Origin of the sequence: Nonomuraea rosea, assembly GCF_039539705.1 — a bacterium.
Taxonomy (GTDB): domain Bacteria; phylum Actinomycetota; class Actinomycetes; order Streptosporangiales; family Streptosporangiaceae; genus Nonomuraea; species Nonomuraea rosea.
In genome coordinates this window covers 335,731-361,221 of record NZ_BAABDQ010000008.1, presented here as the reverse complement: position 1 = coordinate 361,221, position 25,491 = coordinate 335,731, and the positions used below count along the sequence as shown (strand labels likewise).

At 72.8% G+C, this 25,491-nt stretch carries 17 protein-coding genes; 8 read left to right on the top strand and 9 right to left on the bottom strand.

Going from position 1 to position 25,491, the window contains the following annotated elements; genetic code table 11:
- The first annotated feature begins 1 nt into the window (after position 1).
- From ABEA43_RS21825 to ABEA43_RS21810, 4 genes are read left to right on the top strand one after another with little or no spacing between them, the layout of a single operon-like run.
- Positions 2-925, top strand: coding sequence for a thiamine pyrophosphate-dependent dehydrogenase E1 component subunit alpha (locus ABEA43_RS21825; RefSeq protein WP_345564352.1), 924 nt, complete (start codon positions 2-4; stop codon positions 923-925).
- Entirely contained in the window at positions 922-1,920 is a 999-nt protein-coding gene (locus ABEA43_RS21820) for an alpha-ketoacid dehydrogenase subunit beta (protein ID WP_345564330.1), read from the top strand. The genes ABEA43_RS21825 and ABEA43_RS21820 overlap by 4 nt, the downstream gene beginning before the upstream one ends.
- A complete protein-coding gene (locus tag ABEA43_RS21815) occupies positions 1,917-3,182 on the top strand; it encodes a 2-oxo acid dehydrogenase subunit E2 (RefSeq protein WP_345564329.1) in 1,266 nt (421 codons plus the stop codon). The genes ABEA43_RS21820 and ABEA43_RS21815 overlap by 4 nt, the downstream gene beginning before the upstream one ends.
- Positions 3,179-4,588 carry a condensation domain-containing protein gene (locus ABEA43_RS21810; RefSeq protein WP_345564327.1) on the top strand — a complete coding sequence of 470 codons (1,410 nt, stop codon included), beginning with the start codon at positions 3,179-3,181 and terminating at the stop codon, positions 4,586-4,588. Before ABEA43_RS21815 ends, ABEA43_RS21810 begins: the two co-directional genes overlap by 4 nt.
- Here the strand turns inward: ABEA43_RS21810 and ABEA43_RS21805 are convergent.
- The gene (locus ABEA43_RS21805; protein ID WP_345564325.1) at positions 4,583-7,687 is read right to left on the bottom strand and encodes an NACHT domain-containing protein; all 3,105 of its coding nucleotides are present in this window, start codon (positions 7,685-7,687) and stop codon (positions 4,583-4,585) included. The genes ABEA43_RS21810 and ABEA43_RS21805 overlap by 6 nt on opposite strands.
- A gap of 204 nt (positions 7,688-7,891) precedes the next feature.
- Here ABEA43_RS21805 and ABEA43_RS21800 point away from each other — a divergent pair, with 204 nt between their 5' ends.
- Positions 7,892-8,578: an MBL fold metallo-hydrolase gene (locus tag ABEA43_RS21800; protein WP_345564324.1), complete on the top strand. Its 687-nt coding sequence runs from the start codon at positions 7,892-7,894 to the stop codon at positions 8,576-8,578.
- A 342-nt stretch (positions 8,579-8,920) separates the two neighbouring features.
- Positions 8,921-9,811: a lytic murein transglycosylase gene (locus tag ABEA43_RS21795; protein ID WP_345564322.1), complete on the top strand. Its 891-nt coding sequence runs from the start codon at positions 8,921-8,923 to the stop codon at positions 9,809-9,811.
- A 36-nt stretch (positions 9,812-9,847) separates the two neighbouring features.
- On the opposite strand, the gene ABEA43_RS21790 is transcribed toward ABEA43_RS21795, so the two are convergent.
- The 6 genes from ABEA43_RS21790 to yczE form a co-directional block, all read right to left on the bottom strand.
- Positions 9,848-10,240, bottom strand: coding sequence for a MerR family transcriptional regulator (locus ABEA43_RS21790; protein WP_345564321.1), 393 nt, complete (start codon positions 10,238-10,240; stop codon positions 9,848-9,850).
- Between the two features lie 122 nt (positions 10,241-10,362).
- The gene (locus ABEA43_RS21785) at positions 10,363-10,935 is read right to left on the bottom strand and encodes a hypothetical protein (RefSeq protein ID WP_345564320.1); all 573 of its coding nucleotides are present in this window, start codon (positions 10,933-10,935) and stop codon (positions 10,363-10,365) included.
- The gene (locus ABEA43_RS21780; protein ID WP_345564319.1) at positions 10,932-12,665 is read right to left on the bottom strand and encodes a histidinol-phosphatase; all 1,734 of its coding nucleotides are present in this window, start codon (positions 12,663-12,665) and stop codon (positions 10,932-10,934) included. The genes ABEA43_RS21785 and ABEA43_RS21780 overlap by 4 nt, the downstream gene beginning before the upstream one ends.
- A 130-nt stretch (positions 12,666-12,795) precedes the next feature.
- The gene (locus ABEA43_RS21775; protein ID WP_345564318.1) at positions 12,796-17,142 is read right to left on the bottom strand and encodes an NACHT domain-containing protein; all 4,347 of its coding nucleotides are present in this window, start codon (positions 17,140-17,142) and stop codon (positions 12,796-12,798) included.
- 79 nt (positions 17,143-17,221) lie between these two features.
- The gene (locus tag ABEA43_RS21770; RefSeq protein ID WP_345564316.1) at positions 17,222-19,009 is read right to left on the bottom strand and encodes a glycoside hydrolase family 15 protein; all 1,788 of its coding nucleotides are present in this window, start codon (positions 19,007-19,009) and stop codon (positions 17,222-17,224) included.
- Between the two features lie 86 nt (positions 19,010-19,095).
- Complete coding sequence (gene yczE, locus ABEA43_RS21765; protein ID WP_345564314.1) at positions 19,096-19,734, bottom strand: membrane protein YczE; 639 nt, start codon at positions 19,732-19,734, stop codon at positions 19,096-19,098.
- A 72-nt stretch (positions 19,735-19,806) separates the two neighbouring features.
- Here yczE and yczR point away from each other — a divergent pair, with 72 nt between their 5' ends.
- Positions 19,807-21,228: a MocR-like transcription factor YczR gene (yczR, locus tag ABEA43_RS21760; protein ID WP_345564312.1), complete on the top strand. Its 1,422-nt coding sequence runs from the start codon at positions 19,807-19,809 to the stop codon at positions 21,226-21,228.
- A 179-nt stretch (positions 21,229-21,407) separates the two neighbouring features.
- Here yczR and ABEA43_RS21755 read toward each other — a convergent pair whose 3' ends face one another.
- Both ABEA43_RS21755 and ABEA43_RS21750 read right to left on the bottom strand, forming a co-directional pair.
- Entirely contained in the window at positions 21,408-22,016 is a 609-nt protein-coding gene (locus tag ABEA43_RS21755; protein WP_345564310.1) for a trimeric intracellular cation channel family protein, read from the bottom strand.
- A gap of 11 nt (positions 22,017-22,027) precedes the next feature.
- Entirely contained in the window at positions 22,028-23,506 is a 1,479-nt protein-coding gene (locus ABEA43_RS21750) for a peptide MFS transporter (RefSeq protein WP_345564308.1), read from the bottom strand.
- Positions 23,507-23,654: 148 nt separating this feature from the next.
- Between ABEA43_RS21750 and ABEA43_RS21745 the strand changes: the two genes are divergently transcribed.
- Complete coding sequence (locus tag ABEA43_RS21745) at positions 23,655-25,490, top strand: AMP-dependent synthetase/ligase (protein WP_345564306.1); 1,836 nt, start codon at positions 23,655-23,657, stop codon at positions 25,488-25,490.
- Position 25,491: the final 1 nt, after the last annotated feature.

Here is a 25,491-nt window from a genome sequence, read left to right as displayed (position 1 = left end):
CATGATCCTGGAAGGCGCGGAGCGCGGCCTGTCGCCCCTCGCCGACGACGACCTCGCGAGCCTGCTGCTCATCCGGCACTTCGAGACCGCCCTGCTCGGCCTCTTCAGCGAGGGCCTGCTCTCCGGCACCACGCACACCTGCCTGGGCCAGGAGTACGTACCCGTGGCACTGAACCCGCTGCTGCGCGAGGACGACTTCACCTTCAGCAACCACCGCGGCCACGGCCACTTCCTCGCCCGCTACGGCGACGAGGCGGACGGGCTGCTGGCCGAGATCATGGGCAGGGAGGGCGCGCTGTGCGGCGGGGTGGGCGGCAGCCAGCACGTCTACCATCGCGCCTTCATGTCCACCGGCGTCCAGGGCGAGAGCCTGCCGGTGGCGGTCGGCATGGCGCTGCGGCTGCGCAGGGCCGGCCGGGGCGCGCTGGCGTGCGCGTATCTGGGTGACGGCACGTGGGGCGAGGGCGCGGTGTACGAGGCGCTGAACCTGGCCGCCCTCTGGCGCACGCCGCTGCTGGTCGTGGTCGAGAACAACGGCATCGCCCAGTCCACGCCGACCGAGCACGGGATGGCGGGCAGCATCGCGGGCCGGGCGGCGGCGTTCGGGATCCCGTACCGGCGGGTGGAGTCCATCGACGTGAACGCCATCAGGTCGGAGCTCGCCGGGCCCGTCGCGGCGGTCAGGGAGACGGGGTGCCCGCTGGTGGTGGAGTTCGTCACGCATCGGCTGGGGCCGCACAGCAAGGGCGACGACACCCGTACCGCGCGGCAGTTGCTGGCGGTCAAGGAGCACGACTGGTACGAGCGGTACGCCGGAGCCTTCCCGCGGCGGTTCGCCGAGGCGGACGAGAGCCGCCGGCGGCACGTGGCCGCCCTGGTCGCCGAGGTGTCCGCCAGGCCGCCCGCGCGCTGGACCGCCCCATGATCGAGCGGGTCGCCGAGCACCTCAACCGCGCGCTGCACGACGTCCTGGCGGCGGACCCCAGCGTGTACGTCCTGGGCGAGGACATCACCGACCCCTACGGCGGCGCGTTCAAGATCACCAAAGGACTGTCGTCGAGATTCGGGGACCGGGTCCGGTCCACCCCGATCAGCGAGGGCGCCATCGTCGGCGCGGGAGCCGGGCTGGCGCTGGCCGGTGACAAGGCGATCGTCGAGATCATGTTCGCGGACTTCGCCGGTCTGGCCTTCGACCAGCTGCTCAACTTCGCCGGCAAGACCACCGCGATGTACGGCAGGCCCGTCCCGATGCCCCTCGTCGTACGCTGCCCGTCGGGCGGCCACCGCGGATACGGCCCGACGCACAGCCAGAGCCCGCAGAAGCACTTCATCGGCATCCCCGGCCTGTCGGTGCTGGAGCTGACCCCCTTCCACGACGCCCGCCTGCTGCTGGAGCACTGTTTCTGCACGCGGCGGCCGAGCCTGCTGTTCGAGGACAAGGTCCTGTACACGCGGCGGATGTTCCGCGACGGGGTCGTGGACGAGCTGTTCGGGTTCGAGGCGGTGGGGGAGTCGCCCGGCGTCGCGCGGGTCCGGCTGGACGGCGTCACCGACTACGACTGCACGCTGATCGTCCCCGGCGGGATGGCCCACCGCGCCATCGAGGCCATGCGGGAGCTGCTGCTGGAGCACGAGGTGCTGTGCGAGCTGCTGGTGCCGGCCCAGCTGTACCCGTTCGACCTCGGCGGGGTCGCGCCGCGCGGCCGGCACGTCTGCGTCGCGGAGGACGGGTCCGCGGGCGGCACCTGGGGCGCCGAGGTGGCGGCCCGGCTGTACCCGGCGCTGTGGGACCGGCTCTCCCGGCCGATCACGCTGGTCAGCGCGGCCGACAGCGTCATCCCCGCCGCCCCGCATCTGGAACGCGAGGTGCTCGTGCACGCGGAGACCATCCGTCTGGCCGTACTGGAGGCGCTGGCATGAACGACGTGGTCGTCCCCAAGATCAACAGCAATGACGCCGCGTACGTGCTGGTGGAATGGGTGGCCGAGGACGGCTCCACGGTACGGCCCGGGGACGTCCTGGCCCTGATCGAGACGTCCAAGACGATGGAGGAGCTGGCGGCCGAGGGGTCGGGCGTGCTGCGGCACCTCGTCGCCGAGGGGGGCGAGTGCCTGCCGGGGCAGACCATCGCCCGGCTCGGCGACCGCGGGACCGCGCCGGATCCGGGAGCGGCCGCGGTGCCCGGCTCCGACCTGGTCATCACGGCTCCGGCCCGCCGGCTCATGGCGGAGCTGGGCGTCGGCGAGGACCAGGTGCGGGCCCTGGGCAGGAAGGTCATCCGGCGGGACGACGTGACCGAGGCCGCCGCAGTCGCTCCCGCCCTCGCGCCCGCTCCCGCCCTCGCGCCCGCTCCCGCCCTCGCGCCCGCCCCCGCCCCCGCCCCCGCTCCCGCTCCCGCTCCCGCCCAAGAAAAGGCCGGGCCGGAGTCCGTAGCGGCTGAGCCCGTGCCGGCCGAGCTCGGGGACGGCGACGAGATCGTGCTGTCCCGCACGCAGACACGCATCGCCGACGTGGTCAGCAGGACCCACCGCGAAGTGCCGGCCGCCTTCACCGTCGTCAAGATCGACGTGGAAGAGGCGCTGCGGCTGGCCCGCGAGCTCACCCCCCGGCTCCGCACCCTCGTCGGCCTGCCCGAGCTGCTGGTCAAGGCCGTGGCGGGGCTGGCCGAACGGTTCGAGCCGCTGTTCGCCACCCCGATCGGCCCCGGCCGCCTGCGGCGCCCGCAGGCCGCGCACATCGGGATCACCATGGACACCGGCAACGGACTGTACGTCCCCGTCGTGCACGACGCCGCGAGCCTCTCGCTGGCCCAGATCTCGCGCACGCTCATGACGTACCGGCTGGCCGCCATGCGCGGCGGCTTCCAGGAGTCCGACCTGTCCGGCGCCAACATCGTCGTGACCCTGCACAACGAGAGCACGGTCACGCTGGCGATCCCCATCGTGTTCCCCGGCCAGATCTGCGCGCTGTCCCTGGCCGCCCCGCAACGCGAGGCCGTCCCGGTGGGCGACGGCTTCGAGGCCCGCCACACCGTGCACCTCGGCCTGGCCTACGACCACCGCTACGCCAACGGGCACGACGCCATCGTCTTCCTGGACGCCATCAAGAAGGCACTCGAAGCGCCGGACACCACGGCCGCCGGCCCACCGGATCCCAGCGGCCCGGCGGGAGGCACGTCGTGACGGCAGGGGAGGCGGCGGACCGCGTGGCCGGGCTGTCCGGATCCCAGCGGCCCGGCGGGAGGCACGTCGTGACGGCAGGGGAGGCGGCGGACCGCGTGGCCGGGCTGTCCGGCGGACGCCGGGAGCTGATGACCCGGCTGCTCGCCCGGAAGGCGGCCGCCACCGCCATCCCCGTGCTGCCCAGGACCGGGGCCCCGATGGAGTGCTCCCACGAGCAGCGCCGGATCTGGCTCGCCGGGCAGGCCACCCCCGGCGCCGCCCCGCCCAACGTCACCCTCGGCCTCGCGGTCACCGGCGAGCTGGACCTGACCAGGCTCTCGGCCGCGCTCTCCGCCCTGGTGGCCAGGCACGAGGCGCTGCGCACCCGGCTCACCGCGATCGACGGCCTGCCCCGGCAGGTGATCAGGCCCGCGCAGCCCGTACCGCTGGAGCTGGTGGACCTGACCTGCCTGCCCGACGAGGAACGCGAGCCCGAGGCGCTGACGCTGGCCGCATCGGCCGCGGGGGAGCGGTTCGACCTGGCGCGGGGGCCGGTGCTGCGGCTGAGCGTGTACCGGGTGGGGCCGCTGGAGCACCGCCTGTTCCTGGTCTGCCCGCACATCGCCTGCGACGGCGGCTCCGTGGCGCTGGTGGCGGCCGACCTGGCGGCCCTGTACTCGGGCGCGGACCTGCCGCCGCCCCCGTCCCCGCAGTACGCCGACTACGCCGCCTGGTCGCTGGGCCGGGCGGGGGAGCGCGTGCCCGAGCGGCTGCCGTACTGGCGGGAGCGGCTGGCGGGGATCGAGCCGGTGTTCCCGCGGATCCCGCACAGCGGCGGCAAGGCCAGCGCGGTCGCCCGGATCGGCCGTGACGTGCTGGACGACCTGCGCGGGGACGGCCCGGCGACGCCGTTCGCCGTGCTGCTGTCGGCGTACCTGGTGCTGCTTCACCGCCTGAGCGGCCGGCGCGACCTGGTCGTCGGCACGGTGACCAGCGGGCGCGGCCGGCGCGAGCTGGAGGGGGTCGTGGGCTGCTTCATCAACCTGGTGCCGCTCCGGGTGAGCGTGCCGGACGGCTTCCCCGCGCTGCTCAGCCGCGTCAGGGAGGCGGTCGCGGGGGCGCTGGCCAACGAGATCCCGTTCGACGCGCTGGTGTCCGGGCTGGGCGGCCATCGCCTGCCCGGCGTGCACCCGACGTTCCAGGCGGCCTTCGTCCACCGTGACGACCCGGCGCCGGCGCAGGACTGGGCGGGGCTGCGGGCGCGGGTCTGGGAGCACGAACTGGACGATCCCGGCTTCGACCTCGGCCTGACCGCCACACCCCGGGGCCGGGAGTACGAGCTGGCCCTCACCGGCCGGTCCGCCCGGTTCACCGCCGCCGATCTCGACGGCTTCGGGCGTACCCTGATCGAGGTCCTGCGCCTATGACGGCGGCGGCGAGGCGGCCCTGTCCGCGGCGACGGCCGCCTTGTTGCCCGGCTGCCCGGCCAGCCACACCAGCCGCCCAGGGTGCTTGGAGTCGAACGCGATGAGCCACTCGGTGAAGCCCCGGGTACGAAAGCGCGGCGCGTAGTCCCACAGGTCCCGGGACAGGTGCATCCTGGTGTCGGCGGGAACCAGGCGGCGGACGTGACTGAGCCCGGCGGCCAGGTCCGCCAGCACGTCACGCACCGGATACAGCACCTGGTGCCGCTCCGCGGCCAGGGCGCCGATCATCCGGTGCGCGTCCTGGGGCCTGTTCTGCGCGAGGAGCAGGCCCAGCAGGCCCTCCTGGGTCAGCTTCTGCCGGTTGACGACGGCGGAGAAGCGCAGCCTCGCCCTCCTCGACACGAGCTGGTCCCTGATTCTGGCGACCAGCCAGCCGAGCGCCAGAACTCCGCCGACGATCAGGCCGCGCAGCGATTCATGCTGGGCGCGGGGCAGGCCGGGCAGGTCGAGGAGCAGCGCCGCGACCGAGGAGCTCACCACGAGCACGGGCAGCAGGCCACGGCGGATCCGGCGCAGGGCCACGGAGAAGGTCAGGTGCGCGCGGACGACAGGCAGCCAGACCCGCAGCCGCTCCGCCGCGACGGGGACGGCCAGCCGCAGCAGAACGAGCTGCGGCAGCACCTTGTGCCACCCCTCCGGCACGCTGCCGAGCCCGGTCAGCAGCAGCATGGCGCCCGGCCAGGTCACCACCGCGACGATGAGCAGCGCGCCGGCGAAAGCGCCGGGATCCTCCACGAACATGCCAGGCAGCGAGAGCAGCGAGAGCAGCCCGAAGACCAAGGCGAAGATCGCCGCGGTCGCGCCGAGCCCGAACAGCACCTCCGGCTGAGGACTCCGCAACACGCCGCTGACCAGGAAGGACGCCGGGATCGCCAGCAGCGGGCCGAGCACCATGACCGCCGGCCAGTCCTGCGTGAGCAGGGCCCCGGACAGCACGAAGCCACCGATGGTCAGCAGCATGACGGCTGACCGCTGCAACACCGACAGCAGGCCGCGCATCGTTCCGGCCAGAGTGCCGGAGCCGTCGCCCTCCGGGACGAGCGCCCCGCGTGCCAGACCACGCGCGATGACCCGCTTGCTGCTGACCGTGAGGGCGACCGCCTCCAGCCGGGCGCGCGGCGGCAGCTTCGCGAAGACGTGCGGGGCGTCGAACAGGGCCAAGGTGGTGTCGTCGGGCAGCTCGTCACCGTCGAACAGCCTTCCGTGCAGCCTCAGCCGCCGGCCGAGCGCCGGCTGCCCCAGGTAGACGTGCTGGGTGACCCACGATCCGGCCTCCGCCGACAGGCACGGCAGCAGCTTCACGGCCGCCAGCTGCTCGACGGGGGTGCCGAAGAGCACGGCGCTCACGATGAGCCGGTCCGCCAGAGCCCGGATGCTTCCGGGGATCGCCACCTGGGACTCGTGCAGCACGGTCAGCGCCTGCCTCGCGCCCGCCGGCCACCGGAAGTCGTGGCCGTGGCGGGAGATGTGCGCGCCCGGCTCCTCGTCCAGATAGGGTCGCAGGTCGCCGATGACGTCAGGATCGCCGGCCGCGTCCGCCAGGATGCGTTCCGCCGCCGCCAGCAGGCCGCCGGCCTGTTCGGGTGAGCCCTGCTCCAGCGCCACCACCAGCGGCAGCCGCCACGCCGGGTCCGCCAGCAGCGCCTCCGCCTCCGGGACGACCGTCCGTGCCAGCAGCCACCTGCAGGCGAAGTACTCGTGGAAGATCTGATGCCGGAACCCGATCAGATCCGGCGCCGGCCGCCGCAGCACCTCGCGGGCCAGGAGCGTGTCCAGGGGCTCGGGAGCGGGCACAACGGCGGCGGCCTCCGCCGGCGGCAGGAAGTCCGTTCCGATCATGCGGCGGGCGAGGTCCGCCGCGGCCGTCCAGGTCTGCTCGTCCGCCCGCGCGAGCAGCTCCGCCAGGGTCTCGCCGACCAGCCGGTAGCCGTCCAGGCCGCCGGGGAGCGCGCCGGGTGACCGGGCAAGCCGCCGGCACAGCAGGCCGAACAGCAGCGGGCTGTCCAGGACCCGGGCCATGTGGTGGCGTTCGCGCAGCCGCCGCAACGTCCTGGCCGGCCAGGGCAGCCCGGCGGCCCGCATGAAGGCCAGCCGCTGGCGGTCGCCGAGCGCGGTCAGCCGCCACGACGATCGGCCCTCGGCGGCGGCCAGGGCGCCGTCCCTGGTCGCCACCACCGCGCGCAGCCTGGCGTTGTCGCTCACGAGCCGCCCGATCGCGTCCCACGCGGCCTCGGCGCCGGCGGGTCCCAGGGCCTCGATCGAATCGAACAGCAGCAGCACCTGGCATCGGGAGCTGCCGGGGCTGCGCAGGATGCTCCCGGCCGTCTCGCGTACCACGTCGCTGTCGGCGCCCAGCGTGCCGGCGATGTGCGCGCGCAGCGTGTCGGGGGTCGGCGGGCCGCCCATCAGCTTTGGGTCGCGCAGGTCGACGTAGACGGCCACCCGCCGCGGCCGGCGCCGGCGCACCGCCTCCTCGCAGCTGGTACGGGCCAGGCGGCGCAGTACGGTGGACTTCCCCGTGGCGACGGAGCCGGTCAGGATCGACACCCCTTCGCCCGTCCCGGCGAGCGCCCGCAGCGCCGGCACCCGCCGCGTCCTGCCCTCGCGCCGCAGCACGGACAGCGCCACGTAGACGGGCGCGTCGAAGACCGACGCCTTGGCCGCGTCCTTGCCGAGGACGTCGAGCACGCTCCCGGCCAGCCGCTTGAGCCGGCGGATCTCTTCCGAGGCGGCAGAACGCCGGATCCGCCGGACCCCGAAGCCCAGCACCGGCAGGCCGAACGCGAGCGCGCCGCAGGCCACGTACGTGCCGGTCTCCCACCGGGGCGGCAGGCCGCGCCCGGCCAGCCAGGCGCAGGCCGCCGCGGCCGCACCGCCGCCGGCCAGGGCGAGGACCGCGCCCGTGATCCGCTGGTACGCGCCCGGGTGCTCGGCGGCGACGCCGGTGGAGTCGAAGAGGAACGTCACGATGCCGGTGACCGCGGTGACCAGCGCCAGGATGGCCGCGGGCGTCTCCAGCAGCTCCGTCATCGTGTCCACGCGCCCACCCGGCCCCGTCCGCCGCCCGGCCCTGCTTCCGCCCCGGCGTATGGCGAATTATCCCTCCGCACCGGTGCAGAGATCTGGGAAATGGCCCGACATACCTCGCAGCACTCGGCAACCGCCGATCTGCCGGTATCCGCCGGGATCTGCCCGTGGCGAACGCGGCGTCCGGCACCCGGCCGGAGACGTAGGTTTCCGGACATGGAGCTCATCGAGTTGCTGCCCACGTTGCATCTGCTGCGCTTCGACGTCGGCAACGTCTACCTCTGGCACGAGGGCGACGCCCTGACGCTGATCGACACCGGCGTGCCGGGCTCGGGGGCGGAGATCAAGGCGGCCGTCGAAGGGCTCGGCTTCACGCTCGGTCAGCTGCGGGCCGTCGTCGTCACCCACGGCCATGACGACCACTGGGGTTCGCTGTCCGAGCTCGGCGACGACGCGCCGTTCCTGGTGCACGCCGCCGACGCCCCGGTCCTGCGCGGCGACTACCGGCAGCGGGTTCCCGACCCCGCCGACCTGCCCGGCTGGGAGCGCGACCTGTTCCTCGGCCTGCCGCCGATGCCCGCGCCGTCCCCCGTCCGGGTGGACCGCGAGCTGGCGGACGGCGACGTGCTCGACTTCGGCGGCGGCGCGCACGTGATCGGCATCCCCGGTCACACGCCCGGCAGCATCGCCGTCCACGTCCCGGCCCACCGCCTGCTGTTCGCCGGCGACACGATCGCCAACGTGGGCGGCCACACGATGCTCGGCGTCTTCAACCTCGACAGGCAGGGCGCGGCCGACTCGTTCCGCCGCCTGTCGGAGCTCGACCTGTCGCTGGTCTGCGTCGGCCACGGCGACCCCGTCACCGGCGACGCCTCGGCCCGCCTGCGTGCGGTCCAGGTCTGACCTCCGAACGACCTGCTCCGCCGGTGCCGGGCGCACGCCTGACGGTCCGCCTCGGCTTGCCCGCGCTTCATGCGGGTCGCACGGCCCCGGCATGGCGTCGGGGCGGGCGGGTGGTCGTTCCGGGTAGGTTTGCCCTCCATGGAGGAACGCCAGCAGAACCCCCGACGCCGTCCGCGACTCCGCCCCCGAACCCGGCGCGGGCTCCTGCCGCTCCGGCCCTGGCCCGGGCTCCGAGCTCGTTCCCAGCCCCGATCATCCCCGCAGCCGCAGCCGCAGCCGCAGCCGCAGCCGCAGCCGCAGCCGCAGCCGTTCGGCGCGCGCGGGGTCTTGGCGGCGGTCGCGATGGTCGCGGTTCTCGCCGGCGGGACGGCCTGCGGGGCCCCGGCGCCGTCCGCGGACGCCCGCACCGGCCTGGCCACCTCCTCGGGAACGGAGCAGACCCCGGCGACCCCCCAGGCGTCCGCCGGCGCCCGGACCGCGATCCCGGCCCCCGACAAGAAGATCCCCGCTGACGCCAAGGGCCTGGCGACGGCGCTGCGCCAGACCACCGCCGCGCTGAACGACGCCATCGACGGCTGGTCCAAGAAGGGCCGCCCGCCGGCCGACCTGGAGCTGCTCGCCCTGCACCACCAGCGCATCTACCGCTACGCCGCCCGCCACCCCAAGGTGGCCGCACAGGCCTTCGCCCGCCTGCCGTCCGCGCTCGCCGCCCAGGCCAAGGACAACGTGGCCGCCATCCGCGAGCTGCTCGCCCTGGCCCGCCCCATCAAGCCGTCCGCCGTCTTCAAGGTCCAGCAGCCCCGCCCCGCCGCCGAGCTGCTCGGCCACTTCAAGCGGGCCGAGCGCAAGTTCGGGGTGGAGTGGGAGGTGCTGGCGGCGGTGATGTTCGCGGAGACCAAGTTCGGCCGGGTGCGGTCGGACAGCCATGCCGGCGCCCAGGGGCCCATGCAGTTCATGCCCGCGACCTGGAAGGCCTACGGCCTCGGCGGCGACATCCAGGACCCGCGCGACGCCGTCATGGCGGCGGCCAACTACCTGCGGGCCAGCGGCGCGCCGCGCGACTATCAGCGGGCCCTGCACGCCTACAACCCGTCCCAGGCGTACGTGGACGCCATCCTCCTGCACGCCCGCCAGATCAAACGCGACACCAGGAACTACTACGCGTACTACAACTGGCAGGTGTTCGTCCTCACCACGGCCGGCGAACGCCGCCTGACCGGCCCCAAGGCCTGAGCACCGGCCCCAAGGCCAGAGCACCGGCCCCAAGGCCTAAGCAGCCCCGGCCTGCGGCTGCTCGCGCAACGCCGGGCAGTGCTCAGGATCCGGGTGCTCGGCGAGGTCGATCACCCGATCCAGGTTCCGCCCCGCCTCTTCGAGCTCGGCGATGCTCGCGGTGATGCGAGCACGCTCGGCGCGCAGGCTGTCGATCAGCCCGGGTGCGGCGTGCCCGGTGTCGACGCAGGGCAGGATGGTCGCGATCGTGCGGCTGGCCAGCCCTGCGGCGTAGAACTGCTGGATGAGCCGCACCCTGTCGACCGCCGAGTCCGCGAAGAGCCGCTGGCCGCTCGGCGTGCGCTCGGGGCTGAGGATGCCCTGCTCCTCGTAGTAGCGGAGCGCGCGCGTGCTCACCTTCGCCTTGCGGGCCAGCTCCCCGATTCGCATCGTGCGCATCCTTCAGCCTCCCGTGAACGTGACGTTGACGTCAACGTCAGCATAATCCCTGGGCAGGTCCGCCGTACGGCCCCGGCTTCGGACACCGTGCCCGTTCGCGGCCATGAAGCGGATCAGGAGTGGTCGGCGCAGCAGGGGGTCGGGTTCGGCACCTCGGCCGGTGCGATGCGACCGCCCGCGGCCGGCATGGTGAGCAGTGTCATCAGCCCGTCCCGCCAGACGGGCCTGACGTGGTCGTTCGTCAGGACGAGCGTGTCGCCGGCCGGCGGACCGGGGGAGGCGAGCAGCAGCACGCGGTCGATCGCGGACCCGGCGAGCAGCTCGGCCACGCTGACGACGCCGGTGAGCAGGTCGCGGCCGGGGTAGGTGACGACGCGCCCGTCGCGCCGGCCGTCGTGCGCGGCCGCCGCCAGCGCCGCCCCGGCGGCCAGCGGCCCGGTACGGCTCGCACCGAGCGCCCACGACATCCCCGCCGACATCCCCGCCGACACCCCGTCCGACACCCCGGCCGGTCCCGGCACGGCCAGCGAGCAGGCGACGTGCGGCTCGTCCACGCCGTGGCCGCCGGGGATCAGGTGCGTGCAGCCCACGGCGTCGCCGGGCAGGCCGAGCGCCCGCGCCACGGTGTGGAGCAGGTGCTCGGCCTCGGCGACGATACGCGTGCCCGTGTCGAATCCGAGGATCATCGGCGCGGCAGCACCCAGATGGGGTTGCTGTAGAACCACAGGTCGTTCCACGGGTCGGCGTCGCCGTAGACGTCGATCTGCGGGCCGTGCGGGTCCACGGCCGCGCCCAGCAGCCCGGGGGCGGAGCGCTTGCCGTCGGTGCCGCGCAGCCGTACGTACACCGGCCGGTCCACCGCGCCGAGCTGGTAGGTGAAGGTGACCGTGCCGCTGCCGCGGCCCACCTCGTACGACTGCACGACCTTGGTGTTCGGCGTCGTGAACACGTCCTTGTCGGAGGCCGCGCCGGTGACGTCGCCCTGGATGACGTCCACCCGGGACAGCGCCGGCACGAACTGCGCCCAGTTAGGCCGCCCGGCCAGGGTGATCTCGATGGTCAGCTCGACCCGGGCGCCCTGGCGTACCTGGAGGGTGTCGCCGAGCGTCACCCCGCGCTGCCCGGTGCCGGCCGCCCGCGCCCGCACCACCAGCGCGCTGATCAGCCCGCCGTGGTCCACCCAGACCCGGCCCGCGCGCAGCCCGTCCATGACCGCCCGGTAGGAGAAGTCCTGGGCGCCGACGTGGGTCCGGCTGTAGTACCCGGGCCAGAAGTCACCGGACGTGAGGTTCGTGACGCCCTTGTAGATCGGGTCCTCGTAGCGGCCGTTGGCGTTGAAGTCGCTGCCGGGGCCGCGGTCGCTGGTGTCGCCGTGCACCCAGTGGGAGTCGGAGTTGGCGGTGATCCACCACGGCTTGCCCTCGGCCAGCAGGCTGTCCCACAGGCCGCCCACGGTGGCGGTCATCCAGTCGAACCCGCCGAACGTCTTGTAGCTCTCGGCCGGGTAACCGGCGAACGAGTCGGCCCCCGGGCTGCCGTCGTAGTAGCCACGGCCGCCGCCAGGGCCGTTCGGCTTCGGCATCCCGGCGGCCTGGTGGCCGGGGGCGCCCTCCATGCCGACCGCGATGGACGGCTGGGCGTCGCGCCACCCGCGGATCTCGTGCGGCGAGTCGATCCCCTTCCTGGAAGGGTGGTTGGCCAGGAACAGCGCGTCCGGCACACGCCGCTTGCGCACCGCGTCGGCCAGGAAGTTCAGGCCGGCGATGGCCAGAGCCTCGTTCTGCGGCGTGTTGGCGCCCGCGCCCTTCACCGAGCCGTCGAAGGCGTTCTCGAACTCCTTGAGCGTCTCCACCTCGCCCCGCCCCGGCGCGACGAACACGGTGCCGTGCTCGGCGGCCGGGATGTTCCACTCCAGGCCCTGGAAGACCAGCGTGTCCTTGACGGCTGCGCGGGCCGCGACGATGTCCGGGTTGACCTTGTCCACGCCGATCTTGGCGTGCGTGGCGCCGCCGTGGTCGGTGATGACCATCCAGCCCAGGCCGTAGGCGTTGCCGTGCCGTACGTGGTCGATGACCCGGTAGACGGCGTCGGAGCTGTACTGGGTGTGGATGTGGTGGTCGCCGGCCAGCCACTGGTAGCCGTCCTTCGGCTCCCACCCGCGCCCGGTGAGCTCGGGGGTCTGAGCGGCGGCGGCAGCCGCGCCCGGCGCGCCGAGCACGCCGGTGGCCGTGAGCCCGGCCCCCAGCAGCCCCGCGCGCCGGAACATGCGCCGCCGCGAGAGCTGCTCGGGCGACAGCTCCCCGTCGGGGATCGACAGGTCGCCCTCGCCGGGCGTGTCGTGCTGATGACCGTGCTGGTCGTGCCCGTGCTGCACGTGCCCGTGCTGCTCATGATCGTGGTGATGCCCGTGGCCCATGTCGCTCACTCCGTCCGTGCCGGGCGCTCGTGCTCCGGCTACGGCGGGAGCGTGACGGAACGGGATGAAGCGCACGTTAACGCCGGACGATCAGCGGATGCCCAGCAGGACACCCTTCCCGGCGAGCCGGCTACTCGACGGGCGACAGGAAAGCGGACTCCGCGCGAATCCGGCGGATCGTGTGCCAGGCCAGGTGCGGATCCGTGGCCAGCAGCAGCCGCGTCTCGGCGATGCCGTCGATGGGGCCGGGCTCCGCGTGCAGCGCCGCCAAGGAGGTTCGCGGGCTCTCGATGAAGATCCTGGTCAGCGCCGCGAGGATGAACAGGTGGGCCCGCGCCTGCACGACCACGGGCTCGCCGGCCGCCTCGGCGGGCGCGGCGTCGGCGAGGCCGTCGAGCGCCGCGACGGTGAGCGGGGCGGCCGCGCCGCACTTGGCCAGCCATTCGGTGACGGCAGGGGCGCGGTCGCCGGGCAGCTGCGCCGCCGCACGGAGCTGGGCGCCGATCACCGTGCCGAGGTCCTGCCGGATCATCCGGGCCGCCAGCGGCGCCAGCTCGTGCTCGTCGTGCCGCGCCGCCATCGTGGTCAGGTCCAGCGCGGTACGCAGCAGGTCGCGGGGCAGGCCGCCGGTGAGCGCGTGACACAGCCAGACGTACGGGATCGGCAGCGGCACCCCACGACGCGTCAGCAGGGTCCGCGACTCGGCGCTGCGCAGGGGAGGGACGCGGATGATCCGGTCGAAGGCGCTGTCGAAGGTGTTCCTGATGGCGAGACTGCGGCGCTCGAACCCGGTGAGCGCGTCCTCCGACAGCGCCACCAGGAAGAAGCAGCCGTGCACCCCGAAGATCACCTTCAGGTCGTTCAGGAACCGCTCGGCCTCCTCGGCGGTCCCGATCTTGTCCAGCTCGTCGATGCCGATGATGACCTTGCCCTGCAGCCCCTGCCGGTCCAGGGCGATCTTGCCGAGGAGGTCCTGGAGGTCCGCGACCAGATGCGGATGGCTGCGCGCCTGCTCGGTGCGCTGCACCGCCGCCTGCCTGGCCAGCCTGGCCCCTCCGGGCAGCGACACCTCGCCGGTGCGCGTCTGCGTCTCCGCCTGGAGGTAGCGCAGCGAGCGCAGGTGCTCGCGGGCGGCGACCTCCGAGGCGCTCGACCCCATGACCTGCGGCCTGCGCCGGCTCGCCAGCCATGCCGCCACCAGGCCCGCGACGACCAGCACCGCCCCGAGCGCGGCGACGAGCACGGCCGGCCGCTCGGTCACGCCGGTCATCATCGGCCTGAGCCGCTCCCACTGCAGCGCCCCGACCATGAGCACGGTGCCGGAGAGTGCCGTGGCCGTGGGCAGCATGCGGATGAGCCGGCGTCTGCGCCGGAGCGCGGGGGTCTGCTGGCCGGTGTCCCCGGTGACCTCCTCGCACACCTTCAGGAACAGGTGGGTGATGAAATCCTTGGCGTTGTACGCGGTGGGCGCGTGGACCAGCAGGCACAGATGCGCCGTCGATCTGTCGCCGTCACGGGCGCACAGCTGCCGCAGCACCGTGCTCTTGCCCGCGCCCCTGGAGCCGCTCAGCCCGATGCTCGCGTTGCCGAGCTTGGCGATCAGGTGCTTCAGATAGGCGCTCTCCTCGGTGGCGACGAACTCCTCGATCCTGCTCAGCCCGCCGAGCCTGCCGGGATCGACCGCGGGCAGGACCGTGGTCATGGCGTCGTGCTCGTCGCTCAGCTCGGCGCGCAGCAGGGGCAGCACGCCCTCCCTGACCATGGCGCCGATCCAGTCGCGGTGCGCCTGCTCGGCCGCCACCCGATAGCCGGCCAGGCCCGCGGGCAGCTGCAGCCACTCGGCCGGGTCGCGGGCGGCCAGGATCGTACGGACCTGGAAGGCGGGCGCGCTGGACAGCCACAACAGCATGGCCACGAGCCAGACCGCGCAGGACACCCACAGCAGCGCGGGCGGCTCCGCCCCCGCACCCGCTCCCGCCGGCCGCAGGAAGAACGTGGCCGCCAGCCCGCCGGCCAGCAGCGGCGGAAGCGGGCTGGTCAGCGCGCCGGCCAGAGCCTTGGCGTACGTCCGCCGGCTGTGCCCCCCGCGCGCCGCCGGTGCCCTGACCATCGGCGTCCGGGTGATCGGCACCCGCGCCACCGCCATCCGGGTCACCAGCACCAGGACCACCGGCACGACCGCGCACGCGGCCAGCGTGACCTCCAGCATCAGCCGGAACGTCTCCACCGGCAGCGCCCACATGCCCGCCGTCCAGACCGCCACGCCGCCCGCCAGCCAGGCCGCCAGCCGGTACTGCGGCGCGAGACGGCTCCAGAACGACAGCCGCGCCGCGTCCACCAGCCGCTCGCGGGCCTTGACGTAGCGCTCGTACGGGGCCGCGGCCGCCCGCTCGACCGCATCGGCGTTGGCCGCCAGCAGCCGCTGGATCAGGCGCTTCACGGCCTCCCGCGACCGGTCGTGGCGGGACTCGTCGATCTTCAGCAGCACCTCGGCCAGGACGAGGGTCTCCTCGTAGATCTTCCCCTGAGCCACCTCGTCGATCTTGCCGGCCGGCGGCATGGCCACCACCGGAGGCTGCGGCACCGCGACGGGCGGCGCGAGCTGGGGTGAGGACTCGAACGGATCCTCGTCGCCGCGGTACTCCTCGGCCGGATTGAGCTCATTTCCCGGCTCCGCCGGATGGAGCTCATCTCCCGGCTCCGCCGGATAGCGCTCATTTCCCGGCTCCGCCGGGCGAAGGCCGGTCAGCAGGCTCTGCAAGTGCAGATAACGGAACCGGTAGACGGGACCGACCTGCTGGAGCAGGCCGATCGCCGCGGCATGCTCCAGGAACGACATCAGCCGCAACGGCAGCCGGCCGCTGGCCACCAGCACGGAGGCGGCCAGCACATAGGTGAAACCGGGCGTGGTCATTCCGCCGATGAGCCAGGCCACCGAGCCGGCCGCGACGACCTGCAGCGGGTTCACACCCTCGTCCCGCAGCAGGCCCTGGACGATCATGAAGCCGAGGCCGACCACGGTGCCGGCCGCCGTCGCCTGGGCCAGGGCCGCGGCCAGGGCGGCGCGCCGCGTCGCACGAGGGCTCGACGCGAAACTGCCGCCGGAACCAGGCCGCAGCCGGGAGATGCGCTGACGGCCGATGAGCGTGTACAACGGGCCCGTGACCCCCGCCAGCCCGGCGAAGACCAGGAACGGGACGACGCTGGTGAACCCTTCGGACAGGGGGATCGCGGGGATCAACGCGAATCCGGCGCAGAGCAGGGCGCCGAGGCCGTGGTGGACGACGGGCGGAACGGCCCGGGGGAGCTGCCACCACGCCAGATCGCCGGGCATGTGGTCGGCGAGGAACGACAGCCAGCGCCGGGTGTCGTCCGGGCCGTAGCGCGGATCGGCGCCCCCCGCCTGTGCCGACCTGGACATGAGACGGTCGAGCAGATGCTCCTCGACGGCGTCCGCGCCGGGGAAACGCGTGACGTCCAGGAGCTCGGCGGGATCGTCCTGGGCGCCGGAGTACGTCCTGTGCAGCAGGGAGACCACCCACGGCCGGCTCAGCGCCAGCGCGACAGGCCCGGCCGGCTCAGCGCGCAACGCGGCCAGCAGCGCGGCCCACCCGGCGCCCGGCGACCCCCGCAGGTGGCCGGCGAACCAGTGGACGACGTCGCCGGCGGACAGGGGCAGCAGCTCGATCTCCAGCCCGTTGTGGCGCAGATGGAGTCTCTGCTCGGCGTCGAGCGCCCGGAACTCCGCGGCCCTGCTGGTGATGACGAAGGGCTCACCCGGGCTCAGCGTGGCGTCGAGCGCGCTGAGCATGAGCGTGCGCTGACCGGGGGGCACCTCGTCGAGCCCGTCCAGGATCGGCAGGATCCGGCGCCGGGCGATCAGCGTGCGGGCGACGGCCGTGCGGGACAGCCCGGCCGCCGGCAGCGGATACTTGTCACTCAGCCGGACCGCCAGCCAGTCGTGGAAGGCCTGCGCCGCGGGATCCCAGCTCGACATGCTGAAGAGCACGGGGACGGGGTCGTCCTCGGTGCGCTCCTCCAGCAGGCGGAGCAGGATGAGCAGGGCGAGCGTCGACTTGCCCGACCCCGGCTCGCCCAGGATCAGCAGCCGCCTCGGCTGCGACGGGAGATAGCCCGGCAGCAGGGCGGCGAAGTCGTCCCCCGTCCCGCCGCCGGCGTTCCGCCACCGGATCGGCAGATGGCCGCCCGCCACGCTCGCCGCCTCCCACCGCCACTGCTCCGTCACGAACCTGGCCAGCATCCGCTCCGCCAGGCCGAGGTAGTCGGAGCTCGGGACGGCGCGCTGAGCCTCCCGCCACTGGTAGAACGTGACCGCCACCGCGAAAAGCCCGACGGCCGCGCCGGCCCAGCCCAGGGCCGGCCGCGGATCGGTGCCGAGCTCGCCGGGCACCAGCAGGACCGCGGCGCTCATCAGAGTCGCCACGACCCCGCAGGCGACCCATAACCTGGTTCGCATCCCAGCCTCCCGTACCGTGCGCATCTCCTGAGGCCGCCGGGACCCCGTCTGATACCGGATGCCCGCATCAGGCTCGGCGTCAGGTCATCGGGGCGTCCCGATCGCCGGGCTTCTGCGACAGCGCCCTGGCCGCGTGGATGAGCGGCACGTGGCTGAACGCCTGAGGGAAGTTGCCCACCAGGCGGCCGTACCGGGGGTCGTACTCCTCGGCCAGCAGCCCCACGTCGTTGCGCAGCGACAGCAGCCGCTCGAACAGGTCCTTGGCCTCCTCGGTCCGCCCCTGCACGGCCATCACCTCGACCAGCCAGAAGCTGCAGGCCAGGAACGCGCCCTCGCCGCCGGGCAGGCCGTCCACGTCGTTGTCCTCGGCCAGCGGGTAGCGCAGCACGAACCCGTCGGCCATGAGCTCCTTCTCGATCGCCGCCACGGTCCCGAGCACCCGGGGGTCGTCGGCGGGCAGGAAGCCCACCATGGGGATCATCAGCAGGGCGGCGTCCAGCTCCGACGACCCGTACGACTGCGTGAAGGTGTTCCTGTGCCCGTCGTAGCCCTTGTCGCAGATCTCGGCGTGGATGATGTCACGCAGCGTGCGCCACTTCTCCACGGGCCCGGTGCGGCCGAAGTGCTCGACGTACTTGACGGCCCGGTCGAGGGCCGCCCAGCACATCACCTTGGAGTGGACGAAGTGCCGCCGCGGCCCGCGCACCTCCCACAGCCCCTCGTCCGGCTCGTCCCAGTGGTCCTCCACGTAGTCCAGGAGCTGCCGCTGGATGGCCCACGCGCGGTCGTCGGCGGACAGGCCGCGGGTGCGGGAGACGTAGAGGCAGTTCATCACCTCGCCGTACACGTCGAGCTGGAGCTGCTTGACCGCCTCGTTGCCGACGCGCACGGGACGTGAGCCCTCGTAGCCGTCGAGCCAGTCCAGGCGCAGCTCGGGCAGCCGCCGCTCGCCGGCGACGCCGTACATGATCTGCAGGTCCTGGGGCCGGCCGGCGATCGCCCGCAGCAGCCACGAACGCCAGTCCGCCGCCTCCTCCAGGTAGCCGGAGTTGATCAGCGCGTCCAGCGTCAGCGTCGCGTCCCGCAGCCAGCAGAACCGGTAGTCCCAGTTGCGCACCCCGCCCAGGTCCTCGGGCAGCGAGGTGGTCGGGGCGGCCACGATGCCGCCGGTCGGGGCGTACGTGAGGCCCTTCAGCGTGATCAGCGACCGGACCACGGCCTCGCGGTACGGGCCCTCGTACGTGCATCGGCCGACCCACTCCGCCCACATGGCCTCGGTCTCGGCGAGCTGGTCCTCGCACTCGATCTGCGTCGGCATCGGCTCGTGCGAGGGATGCCACGTGAACACGAACGGCAGCCGATCCCCCTCCTTGACCGTGAACGTGGCCCGGTGCGCGTAGTCGCCGCCGGTCAGCGGGACGGGGGAGTGCAGCCACACCGAGTCGGGCCCGCCGATGGCCTGCAGGTGCCCGTTGGTCCGCCGCACCCACGGCACGATGCGCCCGTAGTCGAAGCGCACCCTGAGCTGCGTGGACATCTCCACGGTGCCGGAGACGCCCTCGACGATGCGCACGACGTCGGGGTTCTTGTCACGCGGCGGCATGAAGTCGATCACACGGACGGTGCCCGTCGGAGTGTCCCACTCGCTTTCCAGGATGAGCGTCTCGGGACGGTAGCGCCGCCTGGTCGCGGCCCTCCTCCCGGTGGGCCCGAGCCACCAGTGCCCGTTGCGATCGCTGCCCAGCAGCGCCGCGAAGCAGGCCGGCGAGTCGAACCGGGGCAGGCACAGCCAGTCGATCGACCCGTCCCTCGCGACGAGCGCGGCCGACTGCATGTCTCCGATCAGGGCGTAATCCTCGATCCGCATGCCACAGACGCTACTCGGAAGGAGGGTGATCCCGCGGCCGGGTTCGATCATGTCGCGTCATGTCCGGCCCGGCCGCGGGGATCACATCAGCGGGAGCCCGACGGGCTCGGTTCGTGAGAGCGGGAGTCGAGCGGGAACCAGCGGGTGAACAGCTGCGTCACCGGCCCGATGGCCAGCGCGAACACCAGCGTTCCGACGCCCACGGTGCCGCCGAGCAGCCAGCCGGCGACGAGCACCGTGATCTCGATGAGGAAGCGGCCCAGCCGTACCGACAGCCCGAGCCGTACGAGCCCGGTCATGATGCCGTCGCGCGGCCCGGGGCCGAGCCCGGCGCCGATGTACAGGACGGTGGCCAGCGCGACCGAGACGACGCCCAGGACGAGGTACAGGCTCTGGAAGGCCAGGTGGCCGGGCGCCGGCAACAGGAAGATCGCTGCGTCGGCGAACAGCCCCAGGAACACCACATTGCTGATGGTGCCGATCCCGGGCTTCTGCTTGAGGGGGATCCACAGCAGCATCACCAGGGCGCCGACCACGATGATGACCGTGCCGATGGACACGCCGGCCTTGATGCCCAGCCCCTGGTGGAACACGTCCCAGGGGTCGTTGCCCAGCCCGGACTCCACCTGGAGGCCGATGCCGGCCCCGTACAGGGCCAGACCGCCGTAGAGGCGGACGAGCCGCGCGGGCAGGCTACCGAGCCGGGAAACAGTCGCTTCGCTCATAATGGCCCAAGAGTGGCACGCTTCCGGCTTGCCAAAACAGGGCCAATGACGAAAAGTGGCCTTATGAGGCACATGTCGGCAAGTCAGGTGGCGCGGCTCGTCACGATCGATCCGGCGGCGCGCCCGTACTACCGCGCGCTCGCCGACGCCGTCCGCGCCCTGATCATGGACGGCCAGCTCCCGGTACGCGTCCGCATGCCCGCCGAGCGCCACCTGGCCGAGACCCTCAAGGTCAGCCGCACCACCGTGACCTCGGCCTACGACCTCCTCCGGGAGCGCGGCTACCTGGAGAGCCGGCAGGGCTCGGGCAGCTGGACGGCCCTGCCCGACCCGGCCACGACGGCGGACAACCCGTGGCTCAGCACCGACGGCGACGGCCTCACCCAGCTCCAGTGCGCCGCCCCGCCCGCGCCCACGCAGCTGCGCGCGGCCATGATGGAGGCGATCGACGACCTGCCCCGATACGGCATGGGCAACGGCTACGACCCCATGGGCCTGCCGGTGCTCAGGGAGCGCATCGCCGCCCGCTACACCGCCAGGGGGCTGGCCACCAGGCCGGAGCAGATCGTCGTCACCACGGGCTCCCAGCACGCCATCCAGCTCATCGCCGGCCTGCTCATCGGCCCGGGGGACCCGGTGCTGGTGGAGTCGCCGACGTACCCGCACGCCATCGACGCGGCCCGGCTGCGCGGGGCCCGCATCGTCCCCGTCGGCATCTCGCACGAGGGCTGGCAGACCGACCTCGTCATCGGGGCCATGCGCCAGTCGGGGGCCCGGCTGGCCTATCTCATGCCCGACTTCCAGAACCCGACGGGCGCCCTCATGGACGACGCCACCCGCGCCGCCATCGTGGGGGCGGCCCGGCGTACGGACACGATGCTGCTGGTGGACGAGACCTGGTCGGAGCTGGCGCTGGACGAGGTGCCCGCGACGTCGGCGATGGCGGCGTTCGACAGCGACAGCCGGGTGATCAGCATCGGCTCGGCGTCCAAGCTGTGGTGGGGCGGGCTGCGCATCGGCTGGGTCCGCGCGACGGCGGCGCTGGCCCGCCGCCTGGCCGTGTTCCGCTCGTCCGTGGACATCGCCAGCCCGGTGATGGAGCAGCTCGTGGTGGCGCGGCTGTTCGACCGGCTGGAGGAGACGCGGGCCGAGCGCCGCCGCACCCTGCGCGCCTCCCGTGACACGCTCGTGGCGGAGCTGCGCGAGCACCTGCCGGAGTGGACGTTCACGGTGCCGCGCGGGGGCGGCACGCTCTGGGTCCGCCTGGACCGCGGCGGCTCGACCCCGCTGGCCGAGGCAGCCGCCTACCACGGCGTACGCCTCGCGCCCGGCCCCTGGTTCGGCCTCGAAGGCACCCTGGAGGGCTACCTCCGCCTGCCCTACACCGCGCCGCCCCAGGTCCTGATCGACGCCGTCCAGCGCATCCGCGCGGCCCGCGACCACGGCCCCGCCGGCGCCTCCCGCCCCCCGGACTCGCTCATCGCGATGGTCTGAACCCGAACACCTCGACCTCGGCGCGATGGCCGCAAGCAGAGCGTAGTTTTGCATCCGTCGTGATACGCAGGCCGAAGCGTCAACGACGATCATTCCTATTCGCCGCGGCTCTCGTGGATCGCCTCGAGGATGTCGTCGTTGGTCGGGCCGTTGTCCCGAGACCCCCCGATTCACCACCCTCACTCGCTGATCCCCCTGGCCAGCGGCGCCCGCCAGTTGCGCCGCATGGCCGCCAGCCGGAAGCCGAACGCCAGCAGCGCCGCCGCCAGCGTCGCCGGCCATCCGTGCAGCCCGTACACGGTCAGCGCCGCCATCACCCCCGACCCCAGCAGCGCGGGCAGGGCGTAGAGCTGCCGGTCGTACAGCAGCGTCGGGATCTCCCCGGCCAGCACGTCACGCAGCATCCCCCCGCCTACCGCCGTGACGACCCCCAGCAGCGCGGCGTGCAGGGGATTGAGCCCGTACTCCAGGGCCTTCTCCGTCCCGACCGCGCAGAACAGGCCGAGACCGGCCGCGTCCAGGACGAGGATGGCCGGCATCACCCTGGCCACGTGCGGATGCCAGAAGAAGACGATCACCGTCGCCGCCACCGGCACCAGCACGTATCCGAGGCTGATGAAGGCGGTGGGCCGCACGTTCAGGATCAGGTCGCGCACGACGCCCCCGCCCAGGGCGGTCATCTCGGCCAGCACGCCCATCCCGACCACGTCGAGCCGTTTGCGCACCCCCATGAGCGCCCCCGACAGTGCGAAGACGAAGATGCCCACCAGATCAAGAAGTTCAGACACGTTCGGAAGGTTTACCGCATCGCGGGCGTATGGTGCTCGGCCATCATCACCCGCAGCTTCCGCGTGAACATGAACAGCGCCAGCCCCGCCACCACCGCCATGGCGGCCAGCACCAGGTAGTACGCGGGATCAGGCAGCACCCGGCCAAGCCGCCCCGTCTGCCCGCCGACCGCGTCGCCCACCGAGACCGCGATGAACCAGATGCCGAGCATCTGCCCCTTGAACGCCTCCGGCGCCAGCTTCGTCGTCACCGACAGCCCGACCGGGCTCAGCGACAGCTCCCCGAACACCTGGATCAGGTAGACCAGCACCAGCCACCACACCGACACCCGGCCGGCCCCCGCCAGTGACGCGGCCATGGCCATGACCACGAAGCTCAGCCCCACCATGACCAGCGCGAACCCGAACTTCTGCGGCGTGCTCACCCGCGTGCCCAGCCGCACCCACAACGCCGCGAACACCGGTACGAAGATCATGATGAACAGCGGGTTGAACGACTGCGTCGTGGCCGGCTGGATCGGGATCCCGAGCAGCGACGGCTCGACGTGGTCGCGGGCGAAGAACAGCAGCTTGCTCGGCGCCAGGTCATAGAGCATCCAGAAGACGGACGCGGCCACGAACAGCCAGATGTACGCCTTCATCCGGATCCGCTCGTCCGCGGTCAGGTCATGACTGCCCAGCATGATGTAGCAGAAGTAGGCGACGGGCACGATGAGGACGATCACGGTGATCACCACGGTGAACCGGTCGATCGTGAACGTGCCGGTCGCCGCCCACACCGCCAGCGCGAGCACGCAGACGGCCACGCCGAGGGCCGCAAGACGCAGGAACCGGCGGCGTCCGGCGGGCGGCAGGCGCATGCCGGGACGCTCGCCGACGCCCTGGAGGTGCCGGCCGCCCAGGACGTACTGGACGAGGCCGAGCGCCATGCCGACCGCCGCCGCGCCGAAGCCCAGGTGCCAGCGGTCGCCGGAGGCCAGCGAGCCGACCACGATGGGCGCGAAGAAGGCGCCCAGGTTGATGCCCAGGTAGAACAGCGAGAACGCGGCGTCCCTGCGCCCGTCGTCGCCCTCGGGGTAGAGCCGGCCGACCATGACGGAGATGTTCGGCTTGAGCAGGCCGGTGCCGGCGATGATCAGCAGCAGCCCGAGCCACACGAAGAACGACGACGACACCGGCACGGCCATGCTGATGTGCCCCAGCATGATGACGAACCCGCCCCAGAACACCGACCTGCGCGCCCCCAGGATCCGGTCCGCGATCCACCCGCCCGGCAACGCCACCAGGTAGATGAGCGCGCCGTAGACGCCGACCACCGCCTGCGCGGTCTCGTCGGGCAGGCCCAGGCCCTTGTGCGCGGGCGACGCGGCCAGGAACGTGGCGAGGATCGCGCGCAGGCCGTACCAGCTGAACCGCTCCCACATCTCGGTGCAGAACAGCGTGGCCAGGCCCCACGGGTGCCCGAAGAACGTCCTGCCGCCGCCAGCCATGCCCGCCCTCCGATGACACTCTCAGCGCTTAGATAGTAACTCTACGTGAGTGACGTGGATCTTTCTCCGCAAGCTCTTGCCGCTGCCCTGCGGGTGTGGTGCGATGCAGGCCACTCATGCAAGTGATTACTGACTGGAGGCGGGTGCCGTGGCCGAAGTCCTCGAAGTCCGGGCCGAGATCGAGCAGCAGATCGCCGGCCGTACCGTCTGCGAACAGCTCAGACTCGCCGCCGAGCAACACCCGGACGCGCCCGCCTACTCCGATCCGGAAGGCGACGGCTGGAGCACGCTCACCTACGCGCAGGCCCGCGGGCGGGTCCTGGAGATCGCCGCCGCGTTCGCCGCGATCGGGCTCGAACCCGGCGACTCCGTGGCGCTCATGATGGTCAACAGGAGCGAGCACGTGCTCGCCGACCTCGGCGCGGTGCACGCGGGCGGCGTCGGGTGCACGGTCTACTCGACGTTCGCCGCCGACCAGATCGCCTTCGTGGCCGCCGACGTGGGCGCGAAGTACGCGGTGCTCGGCGGTCCCGCCGAGCTGGCCCGCTGGCAGCCGGTGCTCGACGGGCTGGACGGCCTGCGCAAGATCATCATGCTGGACGGTGCGCCGGCCGGCGAGCGGTTCCTGTCCTGGGCGGACTTCCTCGAGCTGGGCCGGGCCCGGCTGGCGGAGGACCCGGGGCCGGTGGAGTCCCGCTGGCGCGCGGTCACGGCCGGCGACGTGGTCACCGTCCTGTACACCTCCGGCACCACCGGCATGCCCAAGGGCGTCCCGCTCACCCACGCGAACGTCTTCTACGAGGTCGCCGCCACCGACCGCCTGACGTCCCTGCCGGTCCGTGGCACGCAGATCTCCTACCTCACGTACGCGCACATCGCCGAGCGGATCCTCAGCCTCTACCTGCCGCTGGTCAAGGTCTCCCACGTCCACTTCTGCACCGACCTGGCCTACCTGGGAGCCACGCTGGGGCAGGTCAAGCCGATGATGTTCTTCGGGGTGCCGCGGGTGTGGGAGAAGATGATGGCCCGCCTGCTCGCCGTGCTCGCCAGTCAGCCAGAAGAGCAGCAGAACGCCGTACGCCAGGCCATGCAGGCGGGCGCCGCGTACGTCGAGGCGGGCCAGTACGGCGGCACCATCACCCCCGAGATCCAGGAGGCCTACGACAAGGCCGACGCCGCCCTGCTGTCCATCATCCGCGGCATGATCGGCTTCGATCGCGCCGAGTGGACCGCCACCGGCGCCGCGCCGCTGCCCGACGAGGTCCAGCACTTCTACGCGGGCCTCGGGCTCAAGGTCATCGACGTGTACGGGATGACAGAGACGACCGGCGCCTTCACCGGCAACAGCCCCGCCTGCTACCGCCTGGGCACCGTCGGCAGGGCCGAGCCCGGCGTCGAGATCCGGATCGCCGAGGACGGCGAGCTCCTCACCCGCAGCCCGCTCAACACGCACGGCTACCTCAACCGCCCCGAGGCCACCGCCGACCTCGTCGACGCCGACGGCTGGCTGCACACCGGCGACATCGGCTCCGTCGACGAGGACGGCTTCTACCGGGTCGTCGACCGCAAGAAGGAGCTGATCATCACCGCGGGCGGCGAGAACATCTCCCCGGCCGAGATCGAGAACCACCTCAAACAGCACATCCTCATCGGCCAGGCCCTCGCCTACGGCGATCGGCGGCCGCACCCGGTGGCCGTGCTGACGCTCGACCCCGAGGTCGCGCCGGGGTGGGCGCAGGCGCGCGGCATCACGTACGCCTCGCTCGCCGAGCTGGCCGAGCACCCGGACGTGCTCAAGGAGGTGGAGGCGGCGGTCGAGGCGGCCAACACCAAGCTGGCCAGGGTGCAGCAGGTGAAGAGGTGGGCCCTGCTCGGCGCCGAATGGACGGCCGAGACGGAGGAGCTCACCCCGAGCCTCAAGCTGAAGCGGCGGATCATCCACGCGAAGTACGCCGACATCATCGAAGGGCTCTACTCCGGCTGAG

What these genes read in the sequence shown, in the direction of transcription:
- ABEA43_RS21825 (WP_345564352.1), top strand. Translation starts at nt 2, where the DNA reads ATGATCCTGGAAGGCGCGGAGCGCGGCCTGTCGCCCCTCGCCGACGAC.
- ABEA43_RS21820 (WP_345564330.1), top strand. Translation starts at nt 922, where the DNA reads ATGATCGAGCGGGTCGCCGAGCACCTCAACCGCGCGCTGCACGACGTC.
- ABEA43_RS21815 (WP_345564329.1), top strand. Translation starts at nt 1,917, where the DNA reads ATGAACGACGTGGTCGTCCCCAAGATCAACAGCAATGACGCCGCGTAC.
- ABEA43_RS21800 (WP_345564324.1), top strand. Translation starts at nt 7,892, where the DNA reads ATGGAGCTCATCGAGTTGCTGCCCACGTTGCATCTGCTGCGCTTCGAC.
- ABEA43_RS21795 (WP_345564322.1), top strand. Translation starts at nt 8,921, where the DNA reads ATGGTCGCGGTTCTCGCCGGCGGGACGGCCTGCGGGGCCCCGGCGCCG.
- ABEA43_RS21790 (WP_345564321.1), bottom strand. Translation starts at nt 10,240, where the DNA reads ATGCGAATCGGGGAGCTGGCCCGCAAGGCGAAGGTGAGCACGCGCGCG.
- ABEA43_RS21785 (WP_345564320.1), bottom strand. Translation starts at nt 10,935, where the DNA reads ATGATCCTCGGATTCGACACGGGCACGCGTATCGTCGCCGAGGCCGAG.
- ABEA43_RS21780 (WP_345564319.1), bottom strand. Translation starts at nt 12,665, where the DNA reads ATGGGCCACGGGCATCACCACGATCATGAGCAGCACGGGCACGTGCAG.
- ABEA43_RS21775 (WP_345564318.1), bottom strand. Translation starts at nt 17,142, where the DNA reads ATGCGAACCAGGTTATGGGTCGCCTGCGGGGTCGTGGCGACTCTGATG.
- ABEA43_RS21770 (WP_345564316.1), bottom strand. Translation starts at nt 19,009, where the DNA reads ATGCGGATCGAGGATTACGCCCTGATCGGAGACATGCAGTCGGCCGCG.
- yczE (WP_345564314.1), bottom strand. Translation starts at nt 19,734, where the DNA reads ATGAGCGAAGCGACTGTTTCCCGGCTCGGTAGCCTGCCCGCGCGGCTC.
- yczR (WP_345564312.1), top strand. Translation starts at nt 19,807, where the DNA reads ATGTCGGCAAGTCAGGTGGCGCGGCTCGTCACGATCGATCCGGCGGCG.
- ABEA43_RS21750 (WP_345564308.1), bottom strand. Translation starts at nt 23,506, where the DNA reads ATGGCTGGCGGCGGCAGGACGTTCTTCGGGCACCCGTGGGGCCTGGCC.